Source organism: Sphingomonas sp. KR3-1 (assembly GCF_040049295.1).
Taxonomy (GTDB): domain Bacteria; phylum Pseudomonadota; class Alphaproteobacteria; order Sphingomonadales; family Sphingomonadaceae; genus Sphingomonas.
In genome coordinates, this window is the sequence record NZ_JBDZDQ010000001.1 from 2403951 (window position 1) to 2417227 (window position 13277).

Consider the following 13277-nt stretch of genomic DNA (forward strand, 5'->3'; position numbering starts at 1 on the left):
AGTGCTCGCGGGCAGGGCTAACCGGGCACCGACTCGCGCGCAAGGCGCATGCGCTCCGTTGACCTCATATAAAGATATCTTTATATCTATATTCCGTATGCAGCAGGCCCTCGCCATCTTTCGTGCCCTTGCCGATTCGACGCGGCTACGCATCCTTGCGCTCGTCCGCTCGATGGAGCTGAGCGTGGGCGAGCTGGCGCAGGTGCTCGGGCAGAGCCAGCCGCGCGTCAGCCGCCATGTGAAGATCCTGTGCGACGCCGGGCTGCTCGAGCGGCGCAAGGAAGGCAGCTGGGTGTTCGTCGGGCTTGGCGCGCCGGCGACGGTGGACCCGATGCTCGGCGCGCTCGATGCCTGGGACGAGGCGGATCACTGGATGATCGCCGACCAGGCGCGGCTGGCGGCGGTGCGCGCCGACCGGGCGAGCGCGGCGGCGGACTGGTTCGAGAGCAATGCCGGCGAATGGGATGCGATCCGGTCGCTCCATGTTGCGGAGAGCGAAGTCGAGGCGGCGATGTCGCGGGTGCTGGGCGATGCGCGCGTGGGCTGCCTGGTCGATATCGGCACCGGCACCGGGCGGATGCTCGAGCTGTTCGCGCCGCATGCCGAGCGGGCGCTGGGCATCGACCGGTCGAGCGAGATGCTGCGGCTTGCCCGCGCCAAGCTTTCGGAGCAGGGGCTGGCCAATGCCGAGCTGCGCCAGGCGGACCTCTATGCGCTGCCGCTGCAGGATGGCGGGGCGGACCTGGCGATCCTGCACCATGTGCTCCACTTCGCGCAGCAGCCCGGCGCGGCGATCGGCGAGGCGACGCGGGTGCTCGGCGATGGCGGGCGGCTGCTGATCGCCGACTTCGCGCCGCACGAGCGCGAGGAGCTTCGGCAGAAGGACGCGCATACGCGCCTCGGCTTCTCCGACGAGCAGGTGCTCGGCTGGTTCGAGGCGCATGGGCTCGCGCCCGTCCAGGTGGAGACGCTGGAGGGCGGCGAGTTGACGGTGAAATTATGGCTCGGCCGCAAGACCGGCCAGGGGATACAGAAGGTGAAGGCCGCATGACTATTCTTGACCCGCTGGCGGCGCCGCTCTTCGCGGACGTGGCGGGCGATATCGACGTGAGCTTCGAGTTCTTCCCGCCCAAGACGGAGAAGATGGAGGAGACGCTGTGGGAGTCGATCGAGACGCTCAGCCCGCTCGATCCGCGCTTCGTCTCGGTCACCTATGGCGCCGGTGGCACCACCCGCGAGCGCACCCACAACACGGTGGCGCGGATCGCGCGCGAGACGCGCATCCCGGCGGCGGCGCACCTCACCTGCGTCGAGGCGACCAAGGACGAGATCGACCAGGTCGCGCGCGACTATTGGGACGCGGGCGTGCGCCACATCGTGGCGCTGCGCGGCGATCCGCCGCGCGCGGGCGAGAAGTACAGCACGCATCCGGGCGGCTATGAGAATGCCGCGGACCTGGTGGCGGGGCTGAGGAAGCTCCACCCCTTCGAGATCTCGGTCGCGGCCTATCCCGAATGCCATCCGGATTCGCCGGACCAGATGGCCGATCTCGACAATCTCAAGCGCAAGATCGATGCCGGCGCGACGCGCGCGATCACCCAGTTCTTCTTCGAGGCGGAGACCTTCTTCCGCTTTCGCGACGATGCCGCCAAGGCCGGGATCACCGCCGAGATCGTGCCCGGGATCATGCCGGTGATGAGCTTCGCCAGCGTGGTGAAGATGTCTAAGATGTGCGGGACGGACGTGCCCGGCTGGATGGAGCGGCTGTTCGAGGGGCTCGACGAGCGCCCGGCCGCGCGCCAGCTGGTCGCGGCGACGCTGGCGGCGGAGCTTTCGCGCAAGCTCTATGCCGGCGGCGTGCGGCAGTTCCACTTCTACACGCTCAACCGCGCCGAGCTGAGCTACGCGATCTGCCATCTGCTGGGCGTTCGGCCGAAGGTGACGGCCTGATTTCGATCCTCCCCGGAACGGGGAGGGGGACCGCGACGCGAAGCGGCGTGGTGGAGGGGGCCCTCCACCAGCGGAAAGCCAAGAGGAGGGCCCCCTCCACCATGCTTCGCATGGTCCCCCTCCCCGTTCCGGGGAGGATCAAGGAAGTACGATGACACCACGCGAGAAACTGCTGGCCGAGGCTGCCAAGCGCATCCTGATCACCGACGGCGCGTTCGGCACCGAGATCCAGAACTGGAAGCTCGACGAGGCTGCCTATGCCGGCGACCTCGGCCTTTCGCACGACCAGAAGGGCAACAACGACATCCTCGCGCTGACCAAGCCCGAGGTGCCGGCGAGCATCCACCGTGCCTATTTCGAGGCGGGGGCGGACATTGCCGAGACCAACACCTTCTCGGCCAACCGCATCAGCCAGGCCGATTACGGCGCCGAGCATCTGGTGCGCGAGATCAATGTCGAGAGCGCCAAGCTGGCGCGGTCGATCGCCGACGAGTTCGAGGCCAGGGATGGCCGGCCGCGCTTCGTCGCCGGCGCGCTGGGGCCGACCAACAAGACGCTGTCGCTGAGCCCCGACGTCAACGATCCCGGCTATCGCGAGATCGACTTCGACTATCTCAAGGACGTGTACCGCGAGCAGATCGACGCGCTGGTCGAGGGCGGGATCGATTTCGTGCTGATCGAGACGGTGTTCGACACGCTCAACGCCAAGGCGGGGATCATGGCGGCGATCGAGGCGGGCAACGACCTCGGCCGCGACCTGCCGATCATGCTGTCGATGACGCTGACCGACTTGTCCGGCCGCAATCTTTCGGGGCATACCGTCGAGGCCTTCTGGCACGCGGTGCGCCATGCCCGGCCGGTGACGATCGGGCTCAACTGCTCGTTCGGCGCCGAGCAGCTGCGCCCGCATGTGAAGACGCTGAGCGGCATCTGCGACACGCTGATCATGGTCTATCCCAATGCCGGCCTGCCCAACGAGCTCGGCGCCTATGACGAGCTGCCGGCGACGACCGCCGGGCTGGTCAAGGAATGGGCCGATGCCGGCCAGGTCAATGTGCTCGGCGGCTGCTGCGGCTCGACCCCGGCGCACATCAAGGCGATCGCGGACGCGGTGGCGGGCTTGCCGGCGCGGCCGATCCCGGTGCCGGAAGTGCGCACGCGGCTGGCCGGGCTCGAGCCGTTCACGATGGCGGCGTAAAGCCCTCTCCCCTCCGGGGAGAGGGTTGGGTGAGGGGCCAGAACTGTGCCGCTCTCCCGACGTAGCGACTGAGACACACTGCCCCTCTCCCCGACCCTCTCCCCGGAGGGGAGAGGGAGTTTAGAGAAGAAGACAAATGACTACCGCCTCCTCCACCGGCTTCGTCAATATCGGCGAGCGCACCAACGTCACCGGATCGGCGCGCTTCAAGAAGCTGATCATGAACGGCGACTATGCCGCCGCGGTCGAAGTGGCGCTGCAGCAGGTCGAGGCCGGCGCGCAGGTGCTCGACGTCAACATGGACGAGGGCCTGCTCGACGCGCACGAGGCGATGACCACCTTCCTCAAGCTGATCCAGGCCGAGCCCGACATCGCGCGGATCCCGGTGATGGTCGACAGCTCGAAATGGGACGTGATCGAGGCGGGGCTGAAGTGCGTCTCGGGCAAGCCGATCGTCAATTCGATCAGCATGAAGGAAGGCGTCGACCAGTTCCTCGAGCATGCGCGCAAGTGCATGGCGTACGGCGCCGCCGTGGTGGTGATGGCGTTCGACGAGGTCGGCCAGGCCGACACCAAGGAGCGCAAGGTCGAGATTTGCGCGCGCGCCTATGACCTGCTCGTCGGCATCGGCTTCCCGCCCGAGGACATCATCTTCGATCCCAACGTGTTCGCGGTGGCGACGGGCATCGAGGAGCACAACAATTACGGCGTCGACTTCATCGAGGCGTGCAAGGAGATCAAGGCGCGCTGCCCGCATTGCCACATCTCGGGCGGCCTCTCGAACCTGAGCTTCTCGTTCCGCGGCAACGAGCCGGTGCGCAAGGCGATGCACTCGGTGTTCCTCTACCACGCGATCCCCGCGGGCATGGACATGGCGATCGTCAATGCCGGCCAGCTCGACGTCTACGACCAGATCGAGCCCGAGCTGCGCACCGCCTGCGAGGATGTGATCCTCAACACCGATCCCGAGGCGGGCGAGCGGCTGGTCGCACTTGCCGAGAAGTTCCGTGGCACCGATGCGGTGGCCGAGAAGCAGGCCGCCGAATGGCGCGGCTGGCCGGTCGCCAAGCGGCTCGAGCATGCGCTGGTCAAGGGCATCGACCAGTTCGTCGTCGAGGATACCGAGGAGTGCCGCCAGGCGTTCGCGCGGCCGATCGAAGTGATCGAGGGCCCGCTGATGGACGGCATGAACGTGGTCGGCGACCTGTTCGGTTCGGGCAAGATGTTCCTGCCGCAGGTGGTGAAGTCGGCGCGCGTGATGAAGAAGGCGGTGGCGCACCTGCTGCCCTTCATCGAGGCGGCGAAGGAGCCGGGTGCCAAGGGCAAGGGCAAGGTGGTGATGGCCACCGTGAAGGGCGACGTCCACGATATCGGCAAGAACATCGTCGGCGTGGTCCTGCAGTGCAACGGCTTCGACGTGGTCGATCTGGGCGTGATGGTGCCCTGGTCGAAAATCCTCGAGGCCGCGAACGAGAATGATGCGGACATGATCGGGCTTTCGGGGCTGATCACGCCGAGCCTCGACGAGATGGTGACGGTTGCCGAGGAGATGCAGCGCTCGCAGATGACGATGCCGCTGCTGATCGGCGGCGCGACCACCAGCCGGGTCCATACCGCGCTCAAGATCGAGCCGATGTACAAGGGGCCGGTGGTGCACGTGCTCGACGCATCGCGTGCGGTAGGCGTGGCGACGGCCTTGGTCTCGGACACGCAGCGCGACGATTATGTCGCCAAGGTCGCCGAGGAATATGAGCAGGTCCGCCAGGCGCGCGCCGGGCGCGGGCAGAGCGAATTGCTGCCGCTCGACAAGGCGCGCGACAATGCGTTCGAGGCGGACATGCGCCTCAAGCCGGGCAAGCCGCGCATGCCGGGCGTCCACGAGTTCCTCGACTGGGATCTGAAGGACCTGCGCCAGTATATCGACTGGACGCCGTTCTTCCGCGCCTGGGAGCTGGCGGGCAATTATCCGGCGATCCTGACCGACGACGTGGTCGGCGAGAGCGCCTCGTCGCTGTTCGCCGATGCGCAGGCGATGCTCGACAAGCTCATCGACGAGAAGTGGCTGACCGCGCGCGGCGTGGCCGGGCTATGGCCGTGCCGCCGCCAGGGCGACGACATCATCGTCCATGTCGAGGACGAGGCGCATGTCACGCTGCCGATGCTGCGCCAGCAGATCGCGAAGCGGGAAGGCCGGGCGAACATGTGCCTGGCCGACTTCATCGATACGCAGGGCGACTGGATCGGCGGCTTCGCCGTCGGCATCCACGGCATCGAGCCGCACCTGGCGCGCTTCAAGAATGCGATCGACGACTATAGCGACATCCTCCTGAAGGCGCTGGCCGATCGCCTCGCCGAGGCCTTTGCCGAGCGGCTGCATTTGTTCGTCCGCACCTCGCTCTGGGGCTATGCCGAGGGCGAGCAGCTCGACAATGACGCGCTGATCCGCGAGCAATATCGCGGCATCCGTCCGGCGCCGGGCTATCCGGCCTGCCCCGAGCACAGCCTCAAGCCGATCCTGTTCAAGATGCTCGACGCGCATCACCGCACCGGCATCTCGCTGACCGAGAGCTTCGCGATGCTGCCGACGGCGGCGGTGAGCGGCTTCTATTTCGGGCACCCGCAGGCCGAGTATTTCGGCGTGGCGCGGATCGGGCAGGACCAGCTCGCGGATTATGCGGGGCGGCGCGGGATCCCGATCGACCTCGCGACGCGCTACCTGCGGCCGAACCTCGATTGAGGGCCGGCCGCAGCCTGCGGTTCAGGGCTGGACGTACTGGCCCTTGGTCCAGCCGGAGGTGCCCGGATCGTAGCAATATTCCGTCGTGAGGTTGCTCCCGGTCACATAGAGGCGGATGTGCTGGCCGGCGGAATCCGCCCAGGTGGTGACCGAGGCCTGCGCGCCCGAGAAGGTCGCGCCGGTGGTCCAGCCATTGCCGTCGTCGCATTGCTCGGTGATGGTATAGCCATCGCTCGAATAGACGCGGATGTGCAGCGCGTGGGAGCTGTCGAACCAGCTCGTGGTGCAGGTGCCGATCGGATAGCTCGGATTGTCAGCCATGTGCATTCCCCCCTGTGCGACTCGCCTCTCCTGAGGCGAGTCGGGGGAAGCTCCGGCTTTGTCCGCACGGTTTCAATCGCGATTGGGACCATATCGGGGCTGGAACGACCAAACTACTGATCTGGGTAGGTCACGGATCGTCCGCGATCGAGTAACGTTGAGCGTTCGTCACGATCGCCGGAGCCTGCATGACCGATAGCCGCACGGAAAAAACCTCGGTCGCAAAGCAGCTTGGGCCAGGGCTGATCACCGGCGCGGCGGACGACGATCCCAGCGGCATCGCGACCTACTCGCAGGCCGGCGCGCAGTTCGGCTATGGGCTGATGTGGACGATGCTGCTCTGCTACCCGCTGATGTCGGCGGTGCAGCTGGTCAGCGCGCATATCGGCCGGGTGACCGGGCAGGGGCTCGCCCACAACATGCGCCAGATCATGCCGAGCTGGCTGCTGACCGCGCTGGTCGCGATCCTGTTCATCGCCAACACGATCAACATCGGCGCGGACATCGCCGCGATGGGCGACGCCGCGCAGATGGTTGTCGGCGGCGGCGGCCATGTGTTCACGATCTTCTTCGCGCTGTTCAGCCTGATCCTGCAGGTGTTCGTCTCCTATCACCGCTATGCGCGCGTGCTGAAATGGCTGACGCTCTCGCTGCTCGCCTATGCCGCGGTAGTGCTGGTGGTGAAGGTCGACTGGGCCGCGGCTGGGGTGGGGCTGGTAGTCCCGCACATCGCCGGCGCCAGCGCGGTCGCGACGATCGTGGCGCTCTTCGGCACGACGATCAGCCCCTATCTCTTCTTCTGGCAGACCGCGCAGGAAGTGGAGGAGATCGAGGACAATGACGAGGCCGAGCCGCTGAACGACGCCCCCGAACAGGCGCCCGTCGAGATGAAGCGGATGCGGATCGACACCTTTGTCGGCATGGCCTTTTCCAATATCATCGCGCTGGCCATCATGATCGCCGCCGCCGCGACGCTGCACCAGCAGGGCGTGACCGAGATCGACACCGCCGCCGATGCCGCCAAGGCCTTGCAGCCGGTGGCGGGCAATTTCGCCTTCGCGCTGTTCGCGATCGGGATCATCGGCACCGGGCTGCTCGCCGTGCCGGTGCTGGCGGGTTCGGCGGCCTATGCCGTGAGCAACGCGCGCGGCTGGACCTGCGGGCTGGAGAACCGGCTGCGCGACGCGCCGGGCTTCTACGGCGTGATCGCGCTGGCGACGTTGCTTGGCATCGCGCTCGACTGGTCGGGCATCCCGCCGATCCAGGCGCTGTTCTGGAGCGCGGTGGTCAACGGCTTTGCCGCGGTGCCGATCATGGCGGCGATGATGATCATCGCCACGCGCAAGGCGATCATGGGCGAGTTCCAGGTGAAGGGTGCCCTGCTCCTGTTCGGCTGGGCGGCAACCTTGGTGATGGGCGCGGCGGCCGTGGCGATGCTGGTTTGGCAGTAGTGGCGATGCCGTGATAGGCTGCGCAAGTCTGAGGAGAGGCTGCGATGTTTCCCAAGATCCAGAGCCCGTGCCCGTACAGGAACCAGCTCGCCGCGGTGATGGACGGCGATTTCTGCCGGCACTGCCAACGCACCGTGTTCGACCTGACCGCGATGGACGGCGCGGAGCGCAAGGCGTTCCTGAGCGCGTGCGAGACCGAGGTATGCGTCTCCTATCGGATCCCGGTGAAGCCGATGCTCGCCGCGGCGGCGCTGGCCGCGGCCGCCTATGCGCCCGCCGCGGCGGCGCAGGACGTGCCGGCGGTGCAGCCAGCCGAAGTGGCGGCGGCGAACACGATCCCGGTCGACGAAGGCGATATCGACTATATCGTCGTCGGCGGGATCAAGGATCCGAAGCAGGTGACCTTCGTCGAGAATGCCGAGGACGCGAAGCTTCCCGAGCTGCCGGTGGTTTATGAGACGGCCGCCAAGCCGGTCAGCCGCCCGGCCGGGTCCTGATCTCGGCCATTTCCTGCCAGGCGACCAGGCTGGCGAGCTGACTCGCCGCGGCGACGGCGCGGGCATCGCCATCGCCCAGCGTGAGCGCAATATGCGTGGCATCGAACGCGCCCAGCGCTGAATCGAAGCTGCGCCAATGCCCGTCGACATAGGCGAGCACCCAGCTGTGCGGCATGAAGACGTTGCTGACGCCGTGATAGGCCTCGCGCGAATAGGCCAGGCCATTGGCGACGCGGGTGGGGATGCCGGCGGCGCGGCCATAGGCGGCGAGCAGCGCGGCGGCTTCGGTGCAGTCGCCGCGGCGGCTTTGCAGCGTTTCGAGCGCGGAGTGGTGGCCGGCGAAATCGGCGGTGGTGATCACCGCCATCGCGCGCTGGGTGAGCAGCTCCATCTTGCGCGTGTCGCTCACCTTCATCCGCGCGATCGAGGCGACTTCGGCGCGGATGCGGCGGTCGTCGCTCTGCAGCCAGCGCGTCGGCCTGAGCGCGTCGGCGAGCGTGGCGGGATCGCTGGCCAGGTCGCTGCCGCAGCCGAGGCAGATGTCGAGCGTCGCGCCGTCGCCGGTGCGAGTGACGCGCTGTTCGGGGGTGGCGGGCGGATCGAAGGCGATGCCGTCGCGGAAGCCGAAGCGATAGCGGATATGCCCCTGCATCGCCGCGGCCGGGATGCGGAACGGCGCCTTGACCATCGCGCTGCTGAGCGGGCGATAGGCGATGAGCGGGGCGAGCGCCTCGTCACGCGGCGCCGGGCGGATGGTGATCGCGGTGCCGAACATCGGCTGGACCAGCGCGTCGATGCCGCCGGCGGGATCGAGCGTCAGCCGGGCGACCGCGCGGAGCTGGCCCTTCTCATAGCGGCGGCGCAGCGCCTGGCCGGGCGCACCGGGCACCGCATCGATGACGACATGCTCGATCTCGCCCGCATCGAAGTTCAGATTGTCGAACTCGAGCCGCGGTGTGACGCCGGGCTTCCAGCCGGGGAGCAGCCCGGTGCCGCTGTCGAAGCGGATGCCGGCGGGAAGCGGTATCGTGCGCTGCTCGACATGGCCGGCGCTGGTCCGGGCGATGTCCGCGCCGGCGGGGCCGATGCGCAGCGTGAAGCGCACGGGTGCGCTGTTGCCGCTGCGCGATTCGCCCTCGGCCGAGACCAGGCGGCCGGCGGGATCGTACCGGGTCGAGCTGGTCTCGACGATCTTGCGCAGCGGCGCGCCGTCCTGGCGCAGCCAGATTTCCTGCGATGCGCGCGTCTCGCGGCCCTGCGCGGTCATGATGCTGGTCTGCTCGGCATGGCCGATCCGATCGCCATTGCCGGCGAGGATGACGAACCAGCGCGTCTCCGGCGCGGGCGCGGCGCCGAGGAGCAGCAGCAAGGGCAGCAGGCGGTGCATGGGACCAGCGTAGCGGCCTTGCCGCCCATCCCCAAGCCGCTAAGCTCCGCGGCAAAAGGGGATGGGATGATGACGGGCGTTGCGAGCGAGCCGACGGGCAAGGATATCCGGCTGGTGATCGGCGCGTCGGCGCTGGGCACGATCTTCGAATGGTATGACTTCTTCATCTGGGGCACGCTGACCGCCACCGGCATCCTGCAGCACACCTTCTTTCCCGCGGGCAACGAGATGCTGGCGACCTTGCTCGCCTGGGCAGCCTTCGCGGTCGGTTTCGGCTTCCGGCCGCTGGGCGCGGTGCTGTTCGGCTTCCTCGGCGACAGGATGGGGCGGAAATATACCTTCCTCGTCACCATCACCGTGATGGGCCTCGCCACCGCCGGCATCGGGCTGGTGCCGAGCTATGGCGCGATCGGCGTGGCCGCGCCGCTGCTCATCCTGTTGATGCGGGTGGCGCAGGGGCTGGCGCTGGGCGGCGAATATGGCGGCGCGGCGATTTATGTCGCCGAGCATTCGCCGGGCGGGCGGGCCGGCTTCCACACCAGCTTCATCCAGGCGAGCGTGGTCGGCGGCTTCATCCTGAGCCTGGCGGTGGTGCTCGCGTTCAAGGCGCCGATGCCGGCGGCGACCTGGGAGGCATGGGGCTGGCGGCTGCCCTTCCTCTTCTCGATCCTGCTGCTCGCGGTGTCGCTCTACATGCGGCTCAAGCTTTCCGAGAGCCCGGTGTTCCAGGCGATCAAGGAGGCGGGCGAGACCGCGGCCAATCCGTTCGTCGAGAGCTTCACCTATCCGGGCAATTTGCCGCGCCTGTTCGTCGCGCTGTTCGGCATCGCGGCTGGGCTGACGGTGATCTGGTACACCTCGATGTTCTCGGTGCTCTCCTTCCTCACCGGGCCGATGCGGATGGAGCCGACCACCGCGCAGCTGATCTGCGGCGGATCGGCGCTGGTCGGTTGCGGCTTCTTCGTGCTGTTCGGCCATCTCTCCGATCGGATCGGGCGCAAGAAGCCGATCGTGATCGGCTATGCGCTGACGCTGGTGCTGCTGTTCCCGCTGTTCTGGACGATCGGCGGCGCGGCCAATCCGGGGCTGGCGGAATCGGCGAAGCACGCGCCGGTGGCGGTGCGCGGCCCCAATTGCAAATATGATCCCTTCGCGACCAGGCAGGCCGATGCCTGCGGCCAGATCCTCGACCAGCTTTCCAAGAAGGGCGTCGCGTTCAAGACGCTGAAGGCGGACGCGGTGGTGGTGACGATCGGCGGCGTGCCGGTGGCCGACAACAGCGTCGAGGGGCTCGACCAGGCGCTGGCCGCGGCGGGCTACAAGCTCGACCGGGTGGTGCCGGGCCCGCGCAACATCGTGGTGATCGTGCTGGCGCTGCTCGGGCTGATGGCGCTGGCCGGCGCGACCTATGGCCCGGTGGCGGCGCTGCTCAGCGAGATGTTCCCCAGCCGCATCCGCTATTCGTCGATGTCGATCCCCTATCATTTGGGCACCGGCTATTTCGGCGGCTTCCTGCCGTTCATCAGCCAATACATCGTCGCGCGGACCGGCGATCCCTATTCGGGCCTGTGGTACACGATCGCCGTGGTCGCGATGGCGCTGCTGGTGACGGCGCTGGGGCTGAAGGAGACGGTGCCGCCGCGCAAGAAGGCCAGGCACTGAGGGCATGGCTCTGCGCCGCAACGGGCATTGCGGCGGCGGGGCGCACCCCCTAACCCGCAGGGCATGACTGCTCCCCTGCGCCTGCGGCTGGATAGCGCCGCGCTCGTCTCCAACTGGCGGCACCTGGCGAAGCTCAGCGGCACCGCGGCATGCGGCGCGGCGATCAAGGCCAATGGCTATGGGCTGGGATCGCGCGGGGTGGCGACGCGACTGGCCGAGGCGGGGTGCCGCGATTTCTTCGTCGCGACCTGGGCCGAGGCGGAAGCGCTGGCCGATCTGGGACTGGCCGTATCGGTGCTGCACGGGCTGCGCGCCGAGGATCCGATCGATGCGGACTATGCCCGGCCGGTGCTGAGCAGCGCGGAGCAGGTAGCGCGCTGGAAGCCGAGCGGGCGGCCGTGCGACGTGATGGTCGATACCGGCATGAACCGGCTGGGCGTTTCGGCCGAGGAGGTTGGAGCGGGGCTGCTCGACGGGCTGGCAATCGAGACGCTGATGAGCCACCTCGTCTCCGCCGACGAGGATGTGCCGCTGAACGCGCGCCAGCTCGCGGCATTCGGCGCGCTGAAGGGGAAGGCCGGGGCGAAGCGGATGAGCCTTGCCAATTCGGCTGGCATCGCGCTCGGCACCGATTATGCCTTCGACCTCACCCGTCCGGGCATCGCGCTCTATGGCGGCCGGCAGCGCGCCGCGCATGACGCGATCCGCCAGGTGGTGACGCCCGAGGCGCAGATCCTCCAGCGCCGGCTGGTCCGCGCCGGCGACAGCGTGGGGTATAACGCGACCTGGACGGCGCCGGCCGACACCGAAGTGGCGATCCTCAACCTCGGCTATGCGGACGGCTATCTGCGCTGCTTCTCGGGCAAGGGATCGGCGCACGCCGAGGGAGTCACGCTGCCGCTGATCGGCCGCGTCTCGATGGACCTGACCGCGGTCGACGTAACGGCGCTGCCTGGCTTGCGCGAAGGCGATTGGCTGGCGATGGCATACGCCCTGCCCGAGACCGCGGCGCTGAGCGGGCTCTCGCAATATGAGCTGCTGACCGGGCTCGGCCCGCGCTACGATCGGCGCTGGGGCTAGCGCTCAGCCGGTCGCGCCCATCGTCCAGGGATCGATCGGCGCCTGGCGGATCCAGCGCGTCGCGATCCACTTGGCGCCGGCCTGGACCGGGAGACCGGCATGGCGGCTGCGCGGTTCGGGGCTGCCGTCCGCCATTACATTGTCGAACACCAGCAAGTCGCCGCCTTGTGCCGCCACGGTGATGCCGAGCAGCGGGAATTGCGTCTCGCCGCCGCGATAGCCCTGGCTGAGATAGAGGATCGCGGTGCGGATCCGCTGGTTGGCCGGCGTGCCCGGTAGCGTATCGAGATGCGGGCGGTATTGCTGGCCGGGCGCATAGCGCAGCACGGTGAGCGGCTCGCCCTGGCTGACCTGGCTGCCGGTCGCCGCCGCGATCCGGCGATTGATCGCCTGGACGACGAGCGACTCCACCGTCGGTCCGATCGGGGCATTGTCCGAGGCGCGGATCGGGTGCGCGATCATCTTGCCGCTAGCCGGATCGAACACGGTTGCGGGCTCGAGCGTATTGGCGACGAGCGAGGCGATATGGGCGGCCTCGGCGGGCGTGCAGAAGCCGGGGAAGCGTCGGATCGCCGGGTGATCGTGAAGCTGCTCGGATTGGGGGAGACGCGTAGGCGCGCCATCGGGCCCGAGCGCCATCGCGTTCAACAAGGCGAGGTGTTCGGCGGCGAGCGGATCGCCCGGTGCGGCCTGGCGCAGCAGTGCGAGCGCGGCGGGCCAGTCCGGTGCGCCGCCGCTGCCATTGGCGGTGAGCGCGATCTCCATCAGCGCGGCATCGACATGGCCGATCGCGACCGCGCGCTTCAGCAGCGCCCGCGCGGCGGGAAGATCGCGCGGGACGATGCTGCCGGCCAGGTGCCATACGGCGAGCTCGGCCAGCGCACTGGCGTCGCCGGCCCGGCCCGCCGCCTCGAGCATCGCCTGACCCTCGGCGGGCTGGCCTGCGGACACCTTGCGATATGCAGTTTCGATTGCCGTCATCGGCTGCGTTCCG

At 68.2% G+C, this 13277-nt stretch carries 11 protein-coding genes; 8 read left to right on the forward strand and 3 right to left on the reverse strand.

Features of this window, described 5'->3' with window-relative positions:
• The first annotated feature begins 97 nt into the window (after positions 1-97).
• The 4 genes from ABLE38_RS11870 to metH all read left to right on the forward strand — a co-directional run bounded on the left by ABLE38_RS11870 (position 98) and on the right by metH (position 5885).
• Entirely contained in the window at positions 98-1051 is a 954-nt protein-coding gene (locus ABLE38_RS11870; protein ID WP_348974346.1) for a metalloregulator ArsR/SmtB family transcription factor, read from the forward strand.
• Positions 1048-1950, forward strand: a complete 903-nt coding sequence (metF, locus tag ABLE38_RS11875) for a methylenetetrahydrofolate reductase (RefSeq protein WP_348974347.1) — start codon at positions 1048-1050, stop codon at positions 1948-1950. The genes ABLE38_RS11870 and metF overlap by 4 nt, the downstream gene beginning before the upstream one ends.
• A 151-nt stretch (positions 1951-2101) precedes the next feature.
• Positions 2102-3148 (forward strand): homocysteine S-methyltransferase family protein, encoded by a 1047-nt coding sequence (locus tag ABLE38_RS11880; RefSeq protein ID WP_348974348.1) that lies wholly within the window; start codon positions 2102-2104, stop codon positions 3146-3148.
• 136 nt (positions 3149-3284) lie between these two features.
• Complete coding sequence (metH, locus tag ABLE38_RS11885; RefSeq protein ID WP_348974349.1) at positions 3285-5885, forward strand: methionine synthase; 2601 nt, start codon at positions 3285-3287, stop codon at positions 5883-5885.
• A 21-nt stretch (positions 5886-5906) separates the two neighbouring features.
• On the opposite strand, the gene ABLE38_RS11890 is transcribed toward metH, so the two are convergent.
• Positions 5907-6206, reverse strand: coding sequence for a hypothetical protein (locus ABLE38_RS11890; RefSeq protein ID WP_348974350.1), 300 nt, complete (start codon positions 6204-6206; stop codon positions 5907-5909).
• A gap of 188 nt (positions 6207-6394) precedes the next feature.
• On the opposite strand from ABLE38_RS11890, the gene ABLE38_RS11895 reads away from it, so the two are divergent.
• Entirely contained in the window at positions 6395-7657 is a 1263-nt protein-coding gene (locus tag ABLE38_RS11895) for a divalent metal cation transporter (RefSeq protein ID WP_348974351.1), read from the forward strand.
• A 44-nt stretch (positions 7658-7701) separates the two neighbouring features.
• Positions 7702-8154 (forward strand): hypothetical protein, encoded by a 453-nt coding sequence (locus tag ABLE38_RS11900; protein ID WP_348974352.1) that lies wholly within the window; start codon positions 7702-7704, stop codon positions 8152-8154.
• On the opposite strand, the gene ABLE38_RS11905 is transcribed toward ABLE38_RS11900, so the two are convergent.
• Positions 8132-9541 (reverse strand): transglutaminase-like domain-containing protein, encoded by a 1410-nt coding sequence (locus tag ABLE38_RS11905; protein WP_348974353.1) that lies wholly within the window; start codon positions 9539-9541, stop codon positions 8132-8134. The two genes, ABLE38_RS11900 and ABLE38_RS11905, sit on opposite strands and share 23 nt — an antisense overlap.
• Before the next feature lie 66 nt (positions 9542-9607).
• Here ABLE38_RS11905 and ABLE38_RS11910 point away from each other — a divergent pair, with 66 nt between their 5' ends.
• Both ABLE38_RS11910 and ABLE38_RS11915 read left to right on the forward strand, forming a co-directional pair.
• Positions 9608-11203, forward strand: a complete 1596-nt coding sequence (locus tag ABLE38_RS11910; RefSeq protein ID WP_348974354.1) for an MFS transporter — start codon at positions 9608-9610, stop codon at positions 11201-11203.
• 63 nt (positions 11204-11266) lie between these two features.
• Positions 11267-12283 carry an alanine racemase gene (locus tag ABLE38_RS11915; RefSeq protein ID WP_348974355.1) on the forward strand — a complete coding sequence of 339 codons (1017 nt, stop codon included), beginning with the start codon at positions 11267-11269 and terminating at the stop codon, positions 12281-12283.
• Positions 12284-12286: 3 nt separating this feature from the next.
• Here the strand turns inward: ABLE38_RS11915 and ABLE38_RS11920 are convergent, their stop codons facing one another.
• Positions 12287-13264 carry a 2OG-Fe(II) oxygenase gene (locus tag ABLE38_RS11920; RefSeq protein WP_348974356.1) on the reverse strand — a complete coding sequence of 326 codons (978 nt, stop codon included), beginning with the start codon at positions 13262-13264 and terminating at the stop codon, positions 12287-12289.
• Between the last annotated feature and the right edge of the window lie 13 nt (positions 13265-13277).